This window comes from Kribbella sp. NPDC004138 (assembly GCF_053603655.1).
Genome location: NZ_JBSGFZ010000040.1, coordinates 55,351 through 75,143, shown reverse-complemented (window position 1 = coordinate 75,143; position 19,793 = coordinate 55,351). Strand labels below are relative to the sequence as shown.

Below are 19,793 nucleotides of genomic sequence, written 5' to 3'. Positions count from 1 at the left end.
TGCGCAAGGGCGCGGCCCTGAATGCGGTCCAGATCGCGGAGCTGCTCGCCGCGCGCTGACCCTGGGCGGGCCCTCCGCCGACCCGGCGCGGACAGCGACTGGTTCCTGACCCAGCCGGTACGCCGGAACCGGCCAGAGATCGCCGCGGCGCCGCTGCCACTCGCCGGCCGGCGAGTGCTGGAGCTGACGCTGGCGTGGTCCGGTCCGCTGACCGGAAGCATCCTCGGCGCTCTCGGCGCGGACGTGGTCCGGGTCGAGGTGGGCCGGCGGCCGGACGGCTGGCGGAGCCGGCGCCGCCTCGGTGATCTCGGCGTCGACCTGCCCGCCGGAGCCGATCCGGACACCTGCACCTGGGACGCGTCCGCGCAGTTCAACAGCGTGAACCGGAACAAGCGCGCGATCTCCCTCGACCTCGACGAGGCCGAGGGAGCCGTCCTCTTCGAGCGCCTGGCCGAACGCGCCGACGCGCTGGTGATCAACTTGTCCGCGGACGTCCTGGACAAACGCGGCCTGACGCCCGCGGTCCGCGGCCTGGTGGACCGCGGACTCGTCGTCCTGATGATGCCGGCGCTCGGCCAGACCGGACCGCACGCCGCGATGCCCGGCTACGGCAGCGTCATCGAGGCGATGGGCGGATTCGCCGCACGGTACGGTCCCCCGGCCGACGGCGCCGCGGTGAGTACGACGTACTTCCCCGACGCCGTCGCCGGAATCCACGGCGCGGCGGCGATCCTGTTCGCCTGGCTCGGTCGTGCCGCCGACGGCGCGGGCGACTGGATCGACCTGGCGCAGCACGAGACGCTGTGGATGCAACTCGGCGAAGGGCTGGTGTACTGCAGTCGCGACGGACGGGAGCCGGCCCGCCTGGGCAACTCCGAGCCAGGCCCCGGCGTGGGCGGGATCCTCCCCGTTCTCGACGGCTACACCGCCTATCGCGGACCGACGGCGACCGACTGCGACGTCGCGACAGCTCTCGACGTCCACTCGGCGGTCGCCGCTCTCCAGCAGGCAGGTCTGGAAGCCGAGGCCGTCAGGTCGATCGCCGGCCTGTGGGCGAGCGGGGAGCTGACCCGGACCGGTCGTACCCATTACGTTCCGCACGCCGTCGCGGGTCGCCGCGCGTACCTCACGTTGCCCGGAACGATCGGAGCCCACCGACTGGCCAGCCGCCGGCCCGCGCCGCGGTTCGACGAGCACACCGACGAGGTGCTGCGCGACTGGATCGGCCTGGACAGCGCGTCGATCGAGCGGTACCGGTCGGCCAAGGTCATCGGGACGACGCCGAAACAGCCCCGGCGCCGCCGCGGACGCTAGATCTCCTCCAGCGCGGCGACCAGCTGCGCGCAGGAACCCTCGCACCAGGAGTCGAGCAGCCCGTCGATGCGCGGCATCTCCTCCTCGATCACCGACAGCCCCGGCACCGGCACCCGGGCGCCCATGGCGACCAGCAGCGGTGCGAGATAGCGCTCGACGGCGAACCGGTGCCGGCGGTCGGCGGCAGTCATCACCGGCACGGCGACGGTCTGCCCGAGACCGTCCCGCGGCACCAGGTCCAGCAGCACCTTCAGCATCCCGCTGAAGGTCTCCAGGTACGTCGGCGAACCGATGAACAGCAGACCCGGCCGCATCACGTCCGCGATCGCGGCCTGGACTTCCTCCTGCTGCCCGTCGAACGCGATCGGACTGAGCTTGCGGAGCTCGACCAGGCGGGCGGGTTCGACGTCGACGCCGGCCTCCCGCAACTGGTCGCAGGTCCGCCGGGCGAGCAGCTCGGTCACCGTCTGGGTCCGGGAACGCTGCCGTGGACTCCCGACCAGGACGGTGCACGGCACCACGGCGCCGAGGCGGCGCGTCGCGGCCTGGGGCGTCAGTTCGCGGACTCGAGCTCGCGTTCCGGCAGACATACGTCACATCCTCTGCAGCACAGTCGCAGCACCCATTGCGCCTCCACAGCACAACGTCACCAGAGCCAACTCGCCGTCGATCCGTTGCAGCTCGCGGACCGCGTGGACGAGCAGCCGGCCGCCGGTCGCCCCGAGCGGATGGCCGAGAGCGATGGCGCCTCCGTCGACATTCACCGTGTCCGGGGAACGGCCGTACTTCCGGCACCAGGCCAGCGGGACGCTCGCGAACGCCTCGTTGACCTCGACCACGTCCAGGTCCCCGACCCCGGCCCCGGCTCGCGCCAGGCACGGCTCGGTCACGACCAGCGGACCGGACAGCAGCTGGTCGGGCGGAGATCCGCGGAACTCCTGAGCCCGGATCCGGGCGACCGGACGCAGGCCGAGCTCCCGCGCCCTGCGGTACGACGTCCACAGCGTGGCCGAGGCTCCGTCCGACACCTGGGAACTGGTCGCCGCCGTGTGCCGCCCGCCGCGCATGACCGGCGTCAGCTCCGCGAGAACGTCGAGCGAGGTCGCCCGCACTCCCTCGTCCGTCGCCAGGCCGGCGACCGGGACGATCTCCGCACCGAAGCGTCCCTGTGCGGCCGCGTTCGCGGCACGGGTCTGCGACAGTACGGCGTACTCGTCGAGATCCCGGCGCGTGAGTCCGGCCGCGTCCGCGACGCGCTCTGCGCCGCCGAACTGCACCCCATGGGGGTCGTCCCATGGATAGTCCGGCAGCTTGACCGAGTCGACACCGGCCGGAACGTTGCTACCGGCGGGAGCCCTGCTCATCGATTCGACGCCGCAGGCGATCACCGTGTCCGCGGCTCCGGACCCGATCAGCGCGGCCGCGAAGTGCGCCGCTTGTTGCCCAGAGCCACAACTGGCGTCGACCGTCGTGCATCCGGGTGCGTAGTCCCAGCCGGTGGCCAGCCAGGCGTTCCGGGTCACGTTCAGCCCCTGCTCGGCCACCTGGGTCACACAGCCCCCGACGACCTGGTCGATCATCGACGGCGGAACCCCGGCCCGCTCGACGACCGCCTCGAGCACACAGCGCAGCAACGCGACCGGCTTCAACGCCGAGAGCGCTCCGCCGCGCTTGCCGAACGGGGTCCGCACACCGTCGATGAGCACCGGCGTGCCGGCGCCGATCATCCGCACCCTCCGGCGGTGTCGTCGCCGAAGCTTCGCACCTGCGCCTGTGCAGGCATCTGTGCGTCCGGCGTGGCAGTGGCCAGCCACGCGTCGACGAAGTCGTCCACGCGGTCCAGGCCCCAGAAGCGATGCTGCCCGGTGCGGAAGTACGGAATGCCGAAGATGTCGTCGTGGTAGGCCCTGACGAGCGCCTCGACCGCGTCCCGCCGCACGTCGGCCGATTCCGGCGCCGCGACGACCTCCTCGTCGTCGATGCCGAGCCCGGCGCAGATCCGGCGTACCACCGGTCGCTCGCAGATGTTCTCGCCGCGCTCCCACCGGGCCGCCATCACCGCGTCGAAGAACTCCTCACCCCGGCCTTGCCGCCGGCAGACCCACCAGGCCAGATGCGGCAACTCCCACCAGGGGTCGACGTCGATCGGCCACCGCATCGTCAGCCCGAGCTTGCGGGCCTGGCCCCGCGTGTCACGCAGGATGTAGAGGTGCTTGGCCTTGCTCATGTCGGCGTAGTGGAACTCCGCGCCCCGGGCCGCGAGCTCGTCCCGGGTGCGCTGGTCCGGATTCCAGTACGGCACCAGCTCGAGGCGCGAGAACGCGTCCGGGACCCGCCGGCGCAGCTTGATCGACGCCATCCAGGTGTAGGGACTGCGGAACGAGAAGTGCATCCGCGGACCTGGTCGCGTCATCGGTCCGCCCTCGTCAGGCGGTGCAGGGTGTCCGCGTCGAGCGTCGCCAGCTGACCGGCGCCGGATCCGCGGCTGACGGCGTACCCGTGCACGATGGACGCCTGGGCAACGGGCGTGCCGCCGACCTCACAGGTCATCCGCCCGTCGTACGCCTTGTCCTTCCAGACATCCGTCACCGCGAAGCGCGAGGCGATCACGTCGCCCATACACGCCTGTCCGACCAGTGTCACGCGTGCCCGCGACACCACCGGGATCCACCCGCGGGTCTCGAGCAGCTCCGGGATCGCGAGGCCGACGCCGGCGAGGTAGCGGTCGACCAGCTCCTCGAGCTGAGCGACGTACGCCGAGTGCTGCACGCGACTCGAGTACTGGCAGTGGAAGTAGCGCGCGGTCCAATCGTGCCGGAACGCGTCTGCGTCCACGGTCGTCGTCGCCGGCGGCAGCCCCGGTACGACGTCGACCGCGGCCGCCAGGTCTCCAGGTGGCCGCTGCCCCTCGCCTGTCTCGTCCACGAGGCCGACCCGGACCCGCCCTTTCAGAACCGTCTCGGGGCCGGTCTTCCGCTCCGTCGTCAGGCGCACCCTGAAGTCGCCCGCACCACGGCTTTCCACTTGGGCTTCGACGGTGTCGTCGATGGTCAGCACCGACGGCAGCAGCACCGAGCTGTCCAGCACGGACAAGGCCAGGCCGTGCGACTCGTACAGCTCTTGCGGTCCGCGGCCCCGATCGCGGAACCAGGTCAGCACGGCTTCCTCGGCGATCGACATGAACTGCTTGAAGCCGATCCAGGTACGAATGTTCGCGCTGCCGTAGCGCGGCCGGAAGGTGTCGGCGGAGACCGTCTCGTCTACCAGCATCCGGAAGCTCCTCTCTGGTAGCTGGCCCGATCCGCGAGGGCCGGCGGAAGCGCCTTTCGGCAGTGCTCGGCCACCCGCCCGGGATCGGTCAGGTGAAGATAGTGGTCGCGGTCCGGCTCGATGACCAGGCTCGAGTTGGGCAGTGCGGCGGCCAGCGCGGCGCATTCGGCGGCGCGGGTGCGTTCGTTGCCGCCGACCACCACCGAGACCGGGACCGAGACGGCGCCGAGATCGAGAGTCCCGCTGCGCAGGTACTCGTCGAAGACCGCGACGAAACCGTCGATCCCTACCCTGGCGAGCGTTCTGCTGATCACCAGTTCGAGATCGCCGGCACCGATGCGGGAGCGGGAGCGTACCGAGATCCCCGCGCGGATCTGCCGCTCGAACGCCCGCCGCGCGGCGTCCCAGGTCTGCCAGGTCGCCCGTTGCTTCGTGCCGTAGAAGAACGGCGACAGCAGCACCGCGGCCGGGATTCCCGGGCGCTGGTCCCTGACGAGGAAGTCGAGAACGGCATTCGCCGAGAAGGAGTGCGCGAGCACCAGGTCCGGCGGACGATCGAGCTGCGCCAGCGTCCTGGCGACCCAGTCCCCCGGCGCGGCGTCCCATCGCCACTGGTACGAGTTCCCGGCGTGCCACGGCATGTCGGCGCCGACGCAGCCCCAGCCCGCTCCCAGTGCGCGAGCGACCGGCCGCCAGCTTCCATGGGTGTCCTCGAGTCCGTGCAGAACAAGGAGGGTCCGCTCCGCCGGTGGACTCAGCCGGTGCACCGCCGGCGATCCCGCGGTCATCGGCGCGGCTCCCTGCGGACGGTGAACATCCGGTACCCCGTGTCCGGGCCGCCGTCGAGCACCTGCACCGACGCCGCCGTACCCGACGCAACGGCCTGGGTCGCGACAACGGCCTGCACGACGCCACGCGCGCCGTACGTCGCCCCCAGCTGCCGGTCGAGATCGAGACCGCCCTGACCTGCCGCGAGCACGACATCCGCCTGCTCGACGCGCGGCCGCCTGGCGGTGGTGACCGGACCTATCACGAAATCGCCCTCCAGTTGCTCGAGTACGACGCAGGCGGCGCCGTCGAAGAGCTGGTCCGTGAAGACGGCCTCCGTCACCTCGTCACGGGGCTCGACGCCGACCACGATCGCGCGCCGGCAGCGGCCCGCGCGGAGCAGCCGGGCGGCGATCGCCAGCGCGTCGGAGCCGGAGGTATCGCCGGAGCAGACCATCAGGTTCGGTCCTGCGAAGCCGAACCGGATCGCCACGCTGCTCGCGATGACGTTGCTCGACACGTTCGGTGCGTCGAGAGGACTCACCTCGCGCACTCGCCCGGCGTACGCCTGCCGGGTGACCGCACAGACCGTGGCCAGATTGCCGAGGTTCGAGCTGACGACGACCGCCGTACCGCTGTCGACGGGCTCGTCACGGCGCCGCGGACCGCTCCCGGGCTCGAGGCCCAGGGCCCGATGCACCGCGCAGAGCGCGAGGACCGTCGCAGGCTCCTTGGCCAGCAATCCCTTCCGGCCAAGGAGCTCGCGCGCATCCTCGGGCTCGCAGGCCGGCTCCGGCACCCAGCCCAGCAGCGCGGTCCCCGGGCGCAGGCCCGGGACGTGCAGGCTCCGACCGGTGACGGCGATCACGAGGCGATCCGTTCCAGCAGCGTCACCGCGTTCACGCCGCCGAACCCGAAGGCGTTGACCTGGACGAGGTTCACCGTCGCGTCCCGCAACGGCGACCTGACCAGCCTGATCCCCGTGGCCTCGGCGATCGGACGGACCAGTCCCGCGATCGCCGGCACGTCGCCGGTCAGGGTCCGCGCGGCCAGGTCGAGACTGACCAGGGCGGCCGCGCCGGACGTATGACCGACCGTGCCCTTCCCCGCCGTGACCAAGGGCCCGGCGTCCGCCGTCCCGAACACCTCAGCGATCGCGCCGAGTTCCACCGGGTCGTTCAGTGCCGTTCCGGTGCCATGAGCAACGATCAGGTCGACGTCGGCGGCGGCCCGTCCAGCACGGCGATGGGCGTCCCGCATCGCGCGAACGATCCCGTCCTCGGACGGCGCCGTCTCGTGGAAGGCGTCGCACGACAGGCCGGTCGCCAGCAGCCTGCCCACGACCGGGCCCGTCCAGTCGTCCGGGACCACCAGTGCCGCGGCGGCGCCGTCGCCCAGCAGCACGCCGGTCCGGTCGGTGTCGAACGGCCGCACCCTGGCCGTCCGCGTCTGGCTGACCCGGCCGATCATGGCCAGCATCGACGCCGCGACCACGTCGACTCCGGCAGCGACCACAGCCGCCGCCTCACCGCTGTCGACCATGTCCTGCGCGATCGCCAGCGCGTGCCCGGACGCGCTGCACGCATTGGAGATCGTCGTCACCGGCCACAGGTCCGGCAGCTTCGCGGTGACGTCCTTCCCGAAGTCGAGGCAACCGGCGTCGACCGCCCCCTCTCCCACCGCCCAGCGCTCGATCGGCCGGACTTCCCGCAGTCCGGTCCCGATCACGACCGGACGCGGCCCCTCGCTGTGCTCGGCCATCGGGGCGAGGCACTGAAGGAGCAGCTCCGTCGCCGAGGGGGCCGGAGTCCCGGCGATCTGATAGCCGGCCCCGACATTCACCAGGTCCGCGTCGATCCCGTCGAGTGGCCGCGCGCCGACCGCGCCGGCCATCATGCGGCGGAAGGTGGATTCGCCGTCACCGAGACAGGTGCGGACGACGATCTGCGCTAGGAGTGCCACGACGGACCTCGCAGTACGGCACAGCCGACAGCGCCCTCGTCGCTGGATGCCAGCAACAGCCCGTACCGCCGGAACGCCGTCTCGGCGGTCGGTGCGCCCAGCACGCGGGCGAGCGCGATCATGTCCGTGGCCGGGTCGGCCAACTCGTTGCCGCTGTCGAGCGGAGCACGGTCGAGATTCTCGATGCCGGGACCGGCCAACCAGGCGGACGAAGGGAACGACGCCAGCTCGCCGGCGGACAGACCCACGACGCAGGCGACTTCCTCGGGCGCCACGCCGGCATCGGACAAGGCCTCCGTCGCGCAGCGAGCCAGCGCCTCGATCCGCGGCGCGGAGGACGGGGCGAAGCCGATCGTCACCCCGACCACCTGCGGCCGGTCGTGCGTCTCCTGATCGGTCGCGCGCACCACGAACAGCGCGCCGCCTTCGGCCAGACAACCGCGCACGTCCTCCCGCCCTCCGGCGACCCAGGCGCCGACCGGCGTCAGCTCGTCGACCACTCCGACGACGAGCAGGTCGCTCTGACCGGTGTCGAACAGGCTTGTCGCGTAGCGCAGTACCGAGAGGAAGGCCATCGATCCGCCGCCGATCGTGGCGTTGACCCCGGTGAGGCCGAACCAGATCGCGGCCTGGCCGGCGGCCCCGTTCATCACCGTGTTCGGAAACAGCCCCGGGTTGACCAGGTGCGGCGGGTCCTGGGTAAAGGTCGCGACCGAGTAGTCGACGGACGACTGGATGCTGCCGATCGCGGTCCCGAGCACCACGCCGACCCGCGACCGGTCGACCGCCTCGAGATCGATCCCCGCGTCCGTCAGCGCATCGCGCGCGGCGAGGATCGTCAGCGCCGTCCGCCGATCGAAGAAGCTGGTGCCCTTACGGCCGAGCTGACGCTTCACGTCGAGCTCGACGGGCGCATAGACCGTCGTCGCCGGGAACGGTGTTTCCTCCCAGCGCGCGGCCAGCTCCGCGGCCGACAGGCTCGCCCGGCGCACCGCATCGGCGTCCGCTCCGACGGTCCCGACTCCCAGGATCTCCAGTGAACTCATAGTGCCTCCGCCAGGACGACGATCGCGTTGTTGCCGCCGAACGCGAAGCTGTCGTTCTGCGCCATCCGGATCCGGTGCGGCCGCGCATAGTTCGGCACCGGGTCGATGTCGGCCAGCTCCGGGTCCGGTGTCCGCCAGTTGATGGTCGGCGGCAGGAAGCCCTCCGCGATCGCGAGCGCACAGGCCATCGCACCGAACGCACTCGCCGCGCCCATCGTGTGCCCGAGCATCGACTTGATCGAGCTGACCGGCGGCACCCGGCCGTCGAAGACGTCCCGCAGGGCCGCGACCTCGGTCCGGTCGTTCGCCGGTGTGCCGGTCCCGTGGGTGCACACGTACTCGATCTCCTCGGCCCGGATCCCTGCCCGCCGGTGCGCGAGGCGCATGCACCGGGCGATGCTCTCCGCGTTCGGCGCGACCATGTGGTTCGCGTCGCAGTTCAGCCCGTAGCCGAGGATCTCGGCGTACACCCGCGCCCCGCGGGCCTCGGCACTCGCCGCGGACTCGAGCAGCAGCATCGCTCCGCCCTCGGCGGTGACGATGCCCGACCGGTCCCGGTCGAACGGTGCGCACGCCTGCTCGGCCACGGCGCCCAGGCGGACGAAACCCGCATGCGCCCAGCGGCACACCGAGTCGGCCCCGCCGGCCAGCATGAACTCGGCCCGGCCGCCGGCCACCGCGTCGAAGGCGTAACCGAGCGCGTAGTTGCCGGCCGCGCAGGCGGTCGCGATCGTCACCGACTCGCCGTACAGCCCGAACTCCTCGCTGACCGCGGCGCTCAGCCTGGCCGCGGGGAGTTTGCGCACCGCCTCCCGCGGCATCCGCTCGTGACCGGCCCTGGCGACGCGCTCGCCGATCTCGTCGACGACCCGGGACTCACCGCTGGTCGTTCCGATGACGACGCCGCTGCGGCGCTCGGTCAGCACCTGCTCGTCGAGCCCGCCGTCCTCGACGGCCAGCCGGGCCGCGGCCGCCGCCAGCAGGCTGGAGCGACCCCAACGGTCCGGGTCGAGGTTGCGGATCAGGCCGTCCGGCGCGAAGTCCTTGACCTCGCCGCCGAGGCGGCGCGGGAAGCCCGACAGGTCGAAGCTGGAGATGGTCGACACGCCGGAACGCCCGGAGCGCAGCCCCTCGGTGAAGGCCGACACTCCGGTGCCGATGTTGGACACCGGTCCGATGCCGGTGATGAAGACCCGTCGCATGGCGCGTCCCGACTACTCGGACCATCCGGCGTAGCCGGCCGTGACGGCGTACACGGCGTCGAGGTTCTCCATCTTCTCGAGCTCGGACTGCGGGATCTCGATGCGGTACTTCTTCTCGATCCGGGCCAGCATCTCGATCGCCCGCAGGGAGTCGGCCTCGTACTCCTCGATGAAGCTGCCGTCGCCGGTGAGCTCGTCGGGTTCGACCTCGAGCACATCGGCCACGAGCTCGCGCAGGTCTTCGTAATGGGTGGTGGACACGTCGGTCATGCTCGCTTCTCCTTTGTCGGTAGTGACGCGACTTCGTCTGGCGCCGCGGATGCGGCAGGCAGTTCGGCAGGTCTTCGCCCGACGGCCAGGAGCGACTCGACCTCGGCGACCCGGACGCCGTCGACCTCGGTCGTCGCGGAGGCCATCGCGGACTGCTGTCCGCAGTGCTCCAGCCGCACGCGATGCCGGACCACGTCGCCCGCGAACACCGGCCCGAGCAGCCGGAAGCCTCGGACCGTCGCCAGCATCGGCACCTGCTCGTGCTGGTACGCCGTGCTCGCCATCCACAGCAGCGCGGCGGCTTGACCCATCGACTCGAGCAGGAGCGTCGGCGGGTACCGGAGCAGGCCGCCGGCCGCGCCTGCGGCGAAGCAGGGTTCGTCGGCGCGAACCGTGTGCGCCGCCACCAGGCAACGCCCGGGGGTCAGGGACTCGACGCGGTCCACCAGCAGCATGCCGGCGCCGTGCGGCAGCAACTGCGGCAACACCGCCGGCGCCGTCGAGCGGACGGCGCTCATGGCTGCGGCTCCAGCGTCACGTACGCCGTCCCGACGACGGTGCCGTCACGGCTGAAGGTCGACCAGACATCCACCGAGTTCCGGGCGGGACCGGCCTGAGCGTCCCGGACCGTCCGGACCTCGAGCGTCTCCCCCGGATGGACCGGCGCCACGAGACGCAGGGCGCGGATCTGCGTGACGGCCCAGACGGCCGGCGCATGGTCCACGAGGTCGAGCGCGAGACGGCAGCACAACTCGGCGAGGAAGACGCCCGGGAAGATCGGATGCTCGGGAAAGTGGCTGTCCTGGTATGCGCCCCCGGCCGGAATCTCCACCAGCCGGACGACCGCGTCGTTCGCGTACGCCGGGTCGGACATCGGCATCTCGGTGAGCGGCGACGCGTGCCCGAGTCGTGGACTGCGGGCTGCGGTGGTCGTCACAGGACCATCCCTCCGTCGACTTGGATCACCTGTGCAGTGATGTATCCGGCGCAGGACGACAACAGGAAGGCGATCAACTCGCTGACGTCGTCGACGCCGCCGAATCTGGCCAGCGGGATCGACGTCAGGGCTCGCTCCCGCTGCCGCTCCGACAGCCCGGCGGTCATGTCGGTCTCGATGAAACCCGGGGCCACCGCATTGACGCGCACGCCGTACGGCGCGACCTCCTTCGCGAGGGCCTTGGTCAGGCCGATGATCCCGGCCTTCGCGGCCGAGTAGTTCGTCTGGCCTTTGTTCCCGTACACACCGGCCGTCGACGACACGTTGACGACCGACCCGCTCCGGCGTTTGAGCATGCGGTACGTCGTCGACCGGCAGACGTTCCAGGTCCCGGTCAGATTGGTGTCGATGACCTCGGACCAGCGCTCGGGCGACATCGTGACCGCGAGTCCGTCACGGGTGATCCCGGCGTTGTTGACGACGCCCTCGATCGGGCCGAGCCGGCGCTCCGCCTCCGCCACGAACTCGTCGGTGTCGGCCAGCCGGGACACGTCGCAGGCCGCCAGCGCCGACCGGGCGCCCAGCGCGTCGAGCTCCGCGCCGACATCGCCCGCCGCGCGACTGTTGCTCGCATAGCAGCCGCTCACCGCGACACCGCGGCGCGCGAGGTCAAGTGCGACTGCGCGGCCGATTCCACGACTGATGCCCGTGACCAGCACGTGGGCCGGCAGCCGGAGATTGCCGATTTCCATGGTGGGACCTTTCGTCGGGCAGCTCGTCGACGCGGTTCCGGGCGCGCTCCTCGACGACCGTCGCCAGCAGGGACCATTCGTTGGACACCGTTCTGGCCAGCTTGGCGAGCACGAAGTCGCAGTGCGGCTCCAGACCGTCCAGCGCCTGGTCCCAGCCGTCCACCCCCGAGGCCCGCCCGCGCAGCCAGTGCAGCAAGTGGCGGCCCGAGTCGGTGAAGCGCACCGACGGGTCGTTGCACAGCGTCTCGAGCAGGCGCCCGCGTTCGCAGCCGTCGATGACCGTGGGCGTCGGCTCCTCCTCGCGGACGAGATCGGGCGCGTCCAGATCCGGCTCGCCGGGCAACGACGCCCGAAACGACCGCGGCACCGGATGTGCGCCCTGCCGCAGCCGCTCCTTGACGTCCCGTGCGGTGCCGACCGAGATGCCGGCCTTGGCCGCCACCTCACGCAGCGTCGCGTCCGGGTCCGCCTTGAACAGTTCGCTGGCCCGCAGGCGCCGTACGCCGCTGTCGGTCGGGCGGATCTTGCCGTCCCGCCCGATCCGGGGCTCGGCGCCGGCCTCGTCGACCCGCAGCCGGCGGCGCAGCTGCGCGATCGTCGACGCGGACAGACCGCACACCGACGCCAGCCGGCGATCCGACCACTGCGGATACGCGCTGAAGATCCGGGCCGCCGCGGCGCGCCGGTCGGCCAGCGACAACGGCAGACCGTGACTGTTGTTGGCCTCGACCGCCAGGACGAAGGCGGCCTGCTCGCTGCCCTGGAACATCAGGGCGCTGATCGTGGTGTCGCCGCGCAGCCGCGCGGCCTCGACGCGATGGGCGCCGTCGATGACTCGCCGCGTCTCCTCGTGCACGACGATCGGCGGCAGACAGCCGCCGATCTCGGCGAGGAACCGGACGTGGTCGGCGTCGACGCCGCGCAACCGCGGCGAGTCGGCGACCGAGATTTCCTGCAGGGGGAGCTCTCGCGGGACGAGCTGAGCTGGTGCCAGGTTCGGTACTTCCGGGCCTGTGGGCGGTGTCCCGTGATACTCCTGTCCATATTCAACCATGTATCCCCCTGTAAAGGAGCGGATAATGTCTATGTTTGGACGCGCAATGAACCCCTCCGGAGAATAGGCAGAACGCGTTCAACCGCTGGGTACCCGCAGTTGAACATCGCCCAGCCTGCCGATCGGCAACTACGCAGCGCAACGAATCTGCAGGTTGTTGCAATCCGCCACGCCACGACCGCGAAGCGTCCAGATCACCGCTAGACTTGGGATCGCGGCGACCTGTCGCCCGTGATCGGACAGCAGCCCCGCTGCGGCAATTTCGCCGGCAGCGGGGCGGATTGATGCACCCGAAACGCTCGTAATTGAGAGCTGCATTAATTGGCTGCGAGCACCATCCGGAGCTCTCGTATTCCGTTCATGAAATTCGACTCGAGACGCACCGGATCGGCCTCCAGCCGCACCTGCGGCAACCACTGGCGAAATGCGCCGAAGAGTGCGATCGCCTCGGCGCGGGCGACGTGCCAGCCGAGGCAGAAGTGCGGCCCGACGCCGAAGGCGAGATGCGGGTTGGGCGACCGCCGCGGATCGAATCGCTCCGGCTGCGTGAACACGGTCTCGTCCCGGTTCGCCGAGACGTAGTACAGCACCACCTTGTCGCCGGCCCGTAGGCGCTGGGTGCCGAGAACCGTGTCGCTGGTCACGGTCCGGCGGAACTGCATGATCGGCGTCGACCAGCGCAGCAGCTCGTCCACGAACGTCGGCAGCAGCTGCTCGTCGGCGGCGAGCTCGGCGGCCAGGCCCGGCTCGGTTGCCACCAACTCGAGTCCGGCGGAGATCAGGTGCCGCGTGGTCTCGTTGCCGGCCACGATCAGCAGCAGCCACAGGTGGCTGAACTCGAGCTCCGTGAGCCGGCACCCGTCGGCCTCCGACACGACCAGCTTGCTGACCAGATCGTCACGCGGTGTCCGCAGCCGGTCCGCGCGGATCCCGGCCGCGTACCCGAAGGCGTCCGCGATGGCCTGCCGGAACACGCGGACGTCACCGCCGCCGAACGCCGGATCGTCGAACCCGACCAGCGCGTTGCTCCACTCCATGAACAGCGTGCGGTCACTGTGCGGGATGCCGAGCAGGTCGGCCAGCACCAGCAGCGGCAGATCCGCCGCGACATCGCCGATCGCCTCGAAACGGCCCGCCTCGACGGCACGCCGTACGACGGCCTGCGCGTGGCCGTCGATGGACTCCTTCATGGCCCGGACCGCCTGGCTGTCGAGCACCTGCGTCACGCGCTGCCGGTAGGTGCGATGCTCCGGCGCGTCCATCCCGACCAGCATGCGGCGCATCCGTTCGAGGTCGGACCGCGACTGCGGCTCGGGCAGGAACGGACCGCGTTCGGCCGACGAGAACAGGTCGGGCTGTCGCGAGACCATGTCAACCAACGCGTGCGAGGTCACGGCCCAGAACCCGGGCCCGCGGGTCGCCCGCTCCAGACCGCCGGAGCGCCGGATGACCACAGGCTCCTCGATCCAGGCCACCGGCGCCTCCCGGCGTAATCTCGCGAACAGCGACCACGGCGGACCGTTCACGTAGGTCCGCGGATCCGCCAGTGCGTCGTACGCCGGTGGCTCCTGTCGTGGGAGAGTCATCCGGCACTCACCTCCATGGCGACGTCGTGGGCTGTGGAACCGAGCAGGCCGCGCGCTCTGAGGATCGGCATCACGCCCTCCGCGAACCAATAGACCTCTTCGAGGTGCGGCTGACCCGAGAGGATGAACTCGTTCACCCCGCAGCGGTGGTACTCCTCGATGCGGTCGGCGACCTCGGCGTGGGAACCGACGAGCGTGAGGCCCGAGCCCTGTCTGGTCAGGCCGTGGCCCGCCCACACGTTCGGGTAGACCTCCAAGTTGCGCAGGTCGCCGTTGTGCAGCGCGAGATTGCGGCGCTGGCCGTGGGAGTCGCTGCCGGCGAGACGCTGCTGGGTCCGCTCGACGAGAGCAGGGTCGACGGTCTCCATGATTCGTCGTGTCTCGGTCCAGGCGTCCTCGGACCGGTCCCGGGTGATGACGTGGAACCGGGTTCCGAACGAGATCGGCCGGTCCGCGCCGTACGCCGCGACCTGGTCCACGACGGCTCGATGATCGGCCGGCCGCTCGGCCCAGGACAGCAGTACGTCGGCGTAGCGCAGCGCCAGACGGTGCGCGCTCGGAGACGAACCGCCGACGTAGATCCTCGGCAGCGGATCGGGCGGACGCACCACGGTGGCTCCCACCGCGTGCACGTACCGTCCGTGAACGTCGACCTTGCCGGTCCACGCCCCGGTCATCACGTGCAGCGCCTCGTCGGCCCGGTCGTACCGCTCGTCGTGCAGCAGGTGGTCGCCGTACCGGCGTTGCTCTTCGAGGTCACCGCCGGCGACCACGTTCAGCAGCAGCCGTCCGCCGGACATCCGCTGCAGCGTCGCGGCCATCTGCGCCAGCAACGTCGGGCTGACCAGCCCGGTCCGGAACGCGACCATCAGTCCCAGGCGCTCGGTCGCCTGGCTCACTGCGGCGGCGACGAGCCAGGGATCCTCACAGAACAGGCCGAACGGAATGAGCGCGCCGTCGAAGCCCACCTGGTCGGCGGCCCGGGCCACATCCACCAGGTAGCGGATGTCCGGATCACGTCGCTGGTGACCGACCGGGCCCTGCCCGTTCGCGCCGGCGGCCGAGGGACGGGCGACTTCGCGCCCGTCTCCGTGGGACGGGATGAACCAATGCAAACGGATGGACACCCGTTTACGTTATGGCGGTGTCGTCCGATGCGGGTACCGCGCTCAACCGCTGCCGAGGCGACGGCCGGGTCGACGTTCACTGGCTCGACGTACACGACCAGTCGGACGCGTGCGCGCTGTCGTTGACCTCCCTGCTCGACGCGAACGAGAAGGTCCGGTTGGCGAGCTTCCGGCATGCCGCCGACGCGAAGCGCTACCTGTTCGGAGCGGTCATGGTCCGCCACCTCGCGGGCCGGCGACTGGGGATCCCGGGCTCGCAGCTCACTGTCGATCGCCGCTGCCCGAGCTGCGATCGCCACCACGGGCGGCCGTCCGTGCGCGGATCGGACCTCCGGATCTCGGTCACTCATTCGGGCGACATGGTCGGAGTCGCACTGTCGCTGCGCGACCGGATCGGCCTCGACGTCGAGCAGGTCGGTGCACGCGTCGACCCCGCGCAGCTCGCAGCACGGATCCTGCATCCTGACGACGCTACCGTCCTGCGCTCGGCAGAGCTCTCCGACGACCAACTCCGAGACGCCTTCTTCGACCATTGGACTGCGAAGGAAGCCGCGCTCAAGGCCGTCGGCTCCGGCCTACGGATCGATCCGCGGGCGGTCGCGATCAACGCGCATCCAGACAGCGGCATCCGGACGGCTTCGGTGCCGGGGCATCGGCAGTTGCACCTGCGCCGCTGGGCGCCCAAACCTGGCCACCTCGCCACGGTTGCCACCGAACCGTCGGCCGAGGTGCACCACCATGTGATCCACCAGCTCGCCTTGGAGGTCACCTGAGGTCAGGCGGGGTCCGGCCGTACGCCGGTCAGTTCGGCGGTGCGGTCCCAGAGGCGGGCTCGGAGTTTCTCGTCCTGGGCTCGTGGGTCGATGCGGGCCGGGCCGACGCCGCGGAAGAACTCGCCGAACTTCCGTGGGCCGTAGTAGTCACCGCCCCGGACGTCGGGTGCGGTCGCGGCGTACAGCAGGGGCAATGTGCCCTCGGGTACGGACTGGGACAGAGCCTTCGTCAGCGCGTTCAACGGTCGCGCGAACGCGCCGAGGCCCTGGTTGCGGGCGCCGGCGGCGCCCATCTCCGTGCCGGTGAATCCGGGGTGCGCGGCGACGCTGAGCACCGGGGAACCCTCGGCGTGCAGACGCTTCTGGAGCTCCAGTGCGAACATCAGCCCGGCCAGCTTGGACTGCGAGTACGCGTACGCCATCCGGAACCGCCGGTGCTCGAAGTCGGGGTCCTCGACGTCGAAACCCTTGCCGCGCTGGGCGATGCTGGACACGGTCAGGACGCGGGCCGACTTCCCGGCGCGGAGTGCGGGCATCAGCAGCCAGGTCAGCGCGGCGTGGCCCAGGTAGTTGGTCGCGAAGATCGATTCGTGTCCCTGGGCGGTACGCCGGAGCCGGCCCGCCGGGATGCCCGCGTTGTTGATCAGCAGGTCGACGCGCTCTCCGGTACGGTCCCGGATCTCCGCGGCGGCCGTTCGCACCGAGTCCAGGTCCGCGAGGTCCGCCAGCACGAGCTCACCACCGACCGCCGCCGCGGCGCGCTCACCGCGCTCGCGGGACCGGCAGGCGAGGATCACCCGGGCCCCTTTGGCCGCGAGCACAGTCGCCGCGCGCAACCCCAGACCCGAGTTAGCGCCGGTGACCACAACCGTCCGGCCTTCTTGGTCGAGGATGTCGTCGTCGCCCCACGTCAGCATCGCTGCATGCTAGCGCCGGCAAGGCCCACCCAGTTGCTCTAGGCAGACGTGGCCGCGCCCTCGGCCAGTCTGGTCGCGATCTCTCGTCGGGAGGCGATGCCGAGTTTCGAGAAGACCTTGCGCAGGTGCCAGTCGATGGTGTGCGGACTGAGGAACAGCCTTGCGGCGATCTCGTGATTGGTCAGGCCGTCGCCGGCGAGGCGGGCGATCTGGGACTCCTGAGCGGTGAGTGCCGTCCGCCGCGCGACGGTGGGCTCGCGGATCGTCGCGCCCGTCGCCTGCAGTTCACGGCGCGCGCGCTCGGCGAACGCGTCGGCGCCGAAGTGGCTGAGCATGTCGTGGGCCGTCGTGAGCTGCGCCCGCGCGTCGACGCCGCGATCCGCCCGCCGCAGCCACTCGCCGTACAGAAGATGCGCACGCGCCAGGTTCAGGCGGACGCGGGTCCGGCCGAGTCGCTCGATCGCCTCACGGTACAGGTCCTCGGCAGCTATCCCCTCGCTCAGCAGAGCGCGTGCGCACGCCTCGGCGCCGAGTGCCCAGTCCGTGCCGCTGGCCCGAGCTGTCTCCGAGAGTTGCTCCAGAGAGTTGTACGCCGCCTGGGGTGAACCACCGCGGACGGCCGCCTCGATCAGCTCGGCGAGCGCCCATCGCGGCGCACCGAATTCCTCCTGGTACCTGGCTGCCCTGGCCGCCGCGCTCATCGCCTCGTCGTACCGGGCCAGGCCGTTGCAGAGGACCGCGTGGTGGCAGTTCGCAACTGTCACGCCAAGTCCCTGACCGTGGAGGGTCCCTTCCTTCACCGTCGCATCGATCAGCACGCGGGCGTCTCGCTCCTGACCACGCGCCGCGGCCAGGGCCAGCGCTCCGAAGGGCGGTTGGACGGTGCCGGTCGCCGTACTCACCGTTCGCACCTCCTCGACCACCGCAGCCGCTGCCGTCAGCTCACCGGCGAAGACCAGCACGACAGCCGACGAGTCCAGAGCCAGCGGAAGCCCGCTGAGCGCTCCCGTCCGGCGGGTGAGCTCCACATGGCGTGTCGTGACCGTCTGCCACCGTTCGAGATCCCACAGGTCCGCCGCGATCACTCCCGCCAGCAAGAGCCAGCGGAGCGACTCTTGGACCGGAAGGTCGTCGGCCGAGAAGGCCGTGAGCGCCCTCTCGATCATCGGCACCGAGGCGGTGAAGCCTTCGGTCAGACGGACCGCCAGCGCATCAAGGAGCTCGTCGGTCGCCCGTGGCGACGGCGACGGCGGCGCACCACGCGCCGCCGCTCCGACCTCCAGCCATCCCGGACTCCTCGCGAGGTGACCGTTGAAGATCACTGCCGAAAGGGCTTCCAGGTAGGTCTCACGAGCCAGTGCGCCGTCGAGTTTCTCGAGCCGGCGCGCCGCGCGGAGCAGCGGAGCGGGAGCGTCCAGGCCCCGGCCCTGTGCGAACGCGAGACCGCCCCGCAGGACGTCGATGCGGGCTCGTGCCAGTTCGTCGGGCGGGTCGGCACTCGCGGTCGCCAGGAGATTCGTCGCCGGTTCGAACGCCCCTGCCTGGAACTTCGCGTACGCGGCGTCCAGCGCGCGGGTCGAGCGGCGGCCGGGATCGCCGGTCAGCTCAGACGCGCGCTCCAGGAACGCGGCCACCGCCGCGGCGCCGCCACGCGCCTCAGCGCGGACGGCCGAGCGCTCCAGCTCCGCCGCCACGTCCTCGTCGGGGCCCTGTGCGGCCTGCGCGCGATGCCAGGCCCGGCGATCGGGATCCACCTCCGGATCGATCGAGTCCGCCAGCGCGCGATGCACCGCCCGGCGATCCGTCCCGGATGCGACCCGGTACGTCGCGGAGCGGACCAGCGGATGCCGGAACCGGACGTCGGTGCTCACGTCCAGCAGCTCCGACGCGCTCGCGACGGCGGGACCGACGTCGATCCCCAGACGCTCGGCCGCCCGGTGCAACAGCCCAGCGTCGCCGACCGGCTCGACGGCGGCGACGACCATCAGCGATCGGGCCCCGGCCGGGAGCGACTGGATCCGGCGGACGAACTCCCGCTCGATCTGGCTCTCCAGCAGCGGCGCCTCCGCCGCGACGCCGCCGGCCGCGCCCGCCTCCGTCCAGCTGTGCGGCAGTTCGAGCAGGGCCAGCGGATTGCCGCCGGCCTCGGCCACGATGCGGTCGAGGATCCGCGGATCGAGCGGACCGGTGACGGCGGAGTCGAGCAGCCGCCGGGCGTCCCGGTCGCGCAGCCCCGGGACCGGCAGGTCGGGAAGCCCTACCAGCGACTGATGCGGCGCAGGTTCACGGACAGCCAGCAGCAGTACGACGGACTCCGCCAGCAGTCGGCGGCCGACGAAGCCCAACGTCAACGCCGACGCCTGGTCCAGCCACTGCGCGTCGTCGACGAGACAGAGCAGCGGCTGCTCAGCTGCGGCGTGCGCGAGCAACCCGAGGGCGGCGAGGCCGACGAGGAACCGGTCCGGCGCGATCCCCGTACGGAGGCCGAACGCTGCGCCGAGCGCGTCACGCTGCGGCTCCGGAAGGTGATCGAGACCGGCCAGAAGCGGAGCGCAGAGCTGGTGCAGACCGGCGTACGACAGTTCCATGTCCGACTGGATGCCGGCCGCTCGCACCAGGCGGCATCCGTCCGACCGCTCGAGGACGTACTTCAGCAGGGCAGTCTTGCCGATCCCCGCTTCCCCGCGCAGGACGAGGGCCGCACTCCGCCCCACCCTGGCGCCTCGCAAGAGGTCATCAAGGGCTCGACACTCGTTTCGCCGCCCGATCAGTCCGGCGCCCTGGGGGCCAGGTGCCACCGATCGAGAGTACCGGC

At 71.2% G+C, this 19,793-nt stretch carries 20 protein-coding genes; 2 read left to right on the top strand and 18 right to left on the bottom strand.

Features of this window, described 5'->3' with window-relative positions; genetic code table 11:
• The first annotated feature begins 21 nt into the window (after positions 1-21).
• Positions 22-1,314, top strand: a complete 1,293-nt coding sequence (locus ACWEOO_RS39335) for a CoA transferase (protein ID WP_452147396.1) — start codon at positions 22-24, stop codon at positions 1,312-1,314.
• Here ACWEOO_RS39335 and ACWEOO_RS39330 read toward each other — a convergent pair.
• From ACWEOO_RS39330 to ACWEOO_RS39255, 16 genes are all read right to left on the bottom strand, one after another.
• Positions 1,311-1,904 (bottom strand): NADPH-dependent FMN reductase, encoded by a 594-nt coding sequence (locus ACWEOO_RS39330; protein WP_452147395.1) that lies wholly within the window; start codon positions 1,902-1,904, stop codon positions 1,311-1,313. The two genes, ACWEOO_RS39335 and ACWEOO_RS39330, sit on opposite strands and share 4 nt — an antisense overlap.
• A 3-nt stretch (positions 1,905-1,907) precedes the next feature.
• Positions 1,908-3,041, bottom strand: a complete 1,134-nt coding sequence (locus ACWEOO_RS39325; protein ID WP_452147394.1) for an acetyl-CoA C-acyltransferase — start codon at positions 3,039-3,041, stop codon at positions 1,908-1,910.
• Positions 3,038-3,727 (bottom strand): DsbA family protein, encoded by a 690-nt coding sequence (locus tag ACWEOO_RS39320; protein WP_452147393.1) that lies wholly within the window; start codon positions 3,725-3,727, stop codon positions 3,038-3,040. Before ACWEOO_RS39320 ends, ACWEOO_RS39325 begins: the two co-directional genes overlap by 4 nt.
• Positions 3,724-4,584 (bottom strand): thioesterase family protein, encoded by an 861-nt coding sequence (locus ACWEOO_RS39315; RefSeq protein ID WP_452147392.1) that lies wholly within the window; start codon positions 4,582-4,584, stop codon positions 3,724-3,726. The genes ACWEOO_RS39320 and ACWEOO_RS39315 overlap by 4 nt, the downstream gene beginning before the upstream one ends.
• Complete coding sequence (locus ACWEOO_RS39310; RefSeq protein WP_452147391.1) at positions 4,575-5,372, bottom strand: alpha/beta fold hydrolase; 798 nt, start codon at positions 5,370-5,372, stop codon at positions 4,575-4,577. The genes ACWEOO_RS39315 and ACWEOO_RS39310 overlap by 10 nt, the downstream gene beginning before the upstream one ends.
• Positions 5,369-6,220, bottom strand: a complete 852-nt coding sequence (locus ACWEOO_RS39305; protein WP_452147390.1) for a beta-ketoacyl synthase N-terminal-like domain-containing protein — start codon at positions 6,218-6,220, stop codon at positions 5,369-5,371. The genes ACWEOO_RS39310 and ACWEOO_RS39305 overlap by 4 nt, the downstream gene beginning before the upstream one ends.
• Positions 6,217-7,314 carry a beta-ketoacyl synthase N-terminal-like domain-containing protein gene (locus tag ACWEOO_RS39300; RefSeq protein WP_452147389.1) on the bottom strand — a complete coding sequence of 366 codons (1,098 nt, stop codon included), beginning with the start codon at positions 7,312-7,314 and terminating at the stop codon, positions 6,217-6,219. The genes ACWEOO_RS39305 and ACWEOO_RS39300 overlap by 4 nt, the downstream gene beginning before the upstream one ends.
• Complete coding sequence (locus ACWEOO_RS39295) at positions 7,302-8,360, bottom strand: beta-ketoacyl synthase N-terminal-like domain-containing protein (RefSeq protein ID WP_452147388.1); 1,059 nt, start codon at positions 8,358-8,360, stop codon at positions 7,302-7,304. The genes ACWEOO_RS39300 and ACWEOO_RS39295 overlap by 13 nt, the downstream gene beginning before the upstream one ends.
• Positions 8,357-9,562 carry a beta-ketoacyl-[acyl-carrier-protein] synthase family protein gene (locus ACWEOO_RS39290; RefSeq protein ID WP_452147387.1) on the bottom strand — a complete coding sequence of 402 codons (1,206 nt, stop codon included), beginning with the start codon at positions 9,560-9,562 and terminating at the stop codon, positions 8,357-8,359. The genes ACWEOO_RS39295 and ACWEOO_RS39290 overlap by 4 nt, the downstream gene beginning before the upstream one ends.
• Positions 9,563-9,574: 12 nt before the next feature.
• Entirely contained in the window at positions 9,575-9,832 is a 258-nt protein-coding gene (locus ACWEOO_RS39285; RefSeq protein WP_359924447.1) for an acyl carrier protein, read from the bottom strand.
• Entirely contained in the window at positions 9,829-10,350 is a 522-nt protein-coding gene (locus tag ACWEOO_RS39280; RefSeq protein ID WP_452147386.1) for a 3-hydroxyacyl-ACP dehydratase FabZ family protein, read from the bottom strand. The genes ACWEOO_RS39285 and ACWEOO_RS39280 overlap by 4 nt, the downstream gene beginning before the upstream one ends.
• Positions 10,347-10,769, bottom strand: coding sequence for a hypothetical protein (locus ACWEOO_RS39275; protein ID WP_359924443.1), 423 nt, complete (start codon positions 10,767-10,769; stop codon positions 10,347-10,349). The genes ACWEOO_RS39280 and ACWEOO_RS39275 overlap by 4 nt, the downstream gene beginning before the upstream one ends.
• Positions 10,766-11,521, bottom strand: a complete 756-nt coding sequence (gene fabG / locus ACWEOO_RS39270) for a 3-oxoacyl-[acyl-carrier-protein] reductase (protein WP_452147385.1) — start codon at positions 11,519-11,521, stop codon at positions 10,766-10,768. The genes ACWEOO_RS39275 and fabG overlap by 4 nt, the downstream gene beginning before the upstream one ends.
• Positions 11,439-12,575, bottom strand: a complete 1,137-nt coding sequence (locus tag ACWEOO_RS39265; RefSeq protein ID WP_452147384.1) for a hypothetical protein — start codon at positions 12,573-12,575, stop codon at positions 11,439-11,441. Before ACWEOO_RS39265 ends, fabG begins: the two co-directional genes overlap by 83 nt.
• A gap of 317 nt (positions 12,576-12,892) precedes the next feature.
• The gene (locus ACWEOO_RS39260; RefSeq protein WP_452147383.1) at positions 12,893-14,161 is read right to left on the bottom strand and encodes a cytochrome P450; all 1,269 of its coding nucleotides are present in this window, start codon (positions 14,159-14,161) and stop codon (positions 12,893-12,895) included.
• A complete protein-coding gene (locus tag ACWEOO_RS39255; RefSeq protein ID WP_452147382.1) occupies positions 14,158-15,288 on the bottom strand; it encodes an LLM class flavin-dependent oxidoreductase in 1,131 nt (376 codons plus the stop codon). The genes ACWEOO_RS39260 and ACWEOO_RS39255 overlap by 4 nt, the downstream gene beginning before the upstream one ends.
• Positions 15,289-15,305: 17 nt before the next feature.
• Here ACWEOO_RS39255 and ACWEOO_RS39250 point away from each other — a divergent pair, with 17 nt between their 5' ends.
• Positions 15,306-16,061 (top strand): 4'-phosphopantetheinyl transferase family protein, encoded by a 756-nt coding sequence (locus ACWEOO_RS39250; RefSeq protein ID WP_452147381.1) that lies wholly within the window; start codon positions 15,306-15,308, stop codon positions 16,059-16,061.
• 2 nt (positions 16,062-16,063) lie between these two features.
• Here ACWEOO_RS39250 and ACWEOO_RS39245 read toward each other — a convergent pair whose 3' ends face one another.
• Positions 16,064-16,978, bottom strand: a complete 915-nt coding sequence (locus tag ACWEOO_RS39245; RefSeq protein WP_452147380.1) for an SDR family NAD(P)-dependent oxidoreductase — start codon at positions 16,976-16,978, stop codon at positions 16,064-16,066.
• Positions 16,979-17,016: 38 nt separating this feature from the next.
• On the bottom strand, positions 17,017-19,776 hold the full coding sequence (locus tag ACWEOO_RS39240) for an AAA family ATPase (protein WP_452147379.1): 2,760 nt from the start codon (positions 19,774-19,776) through the stop codon (positions 17,017-17,019).
• Positions 19,777-19,793 lie beyond the last annotated feature (17 nt).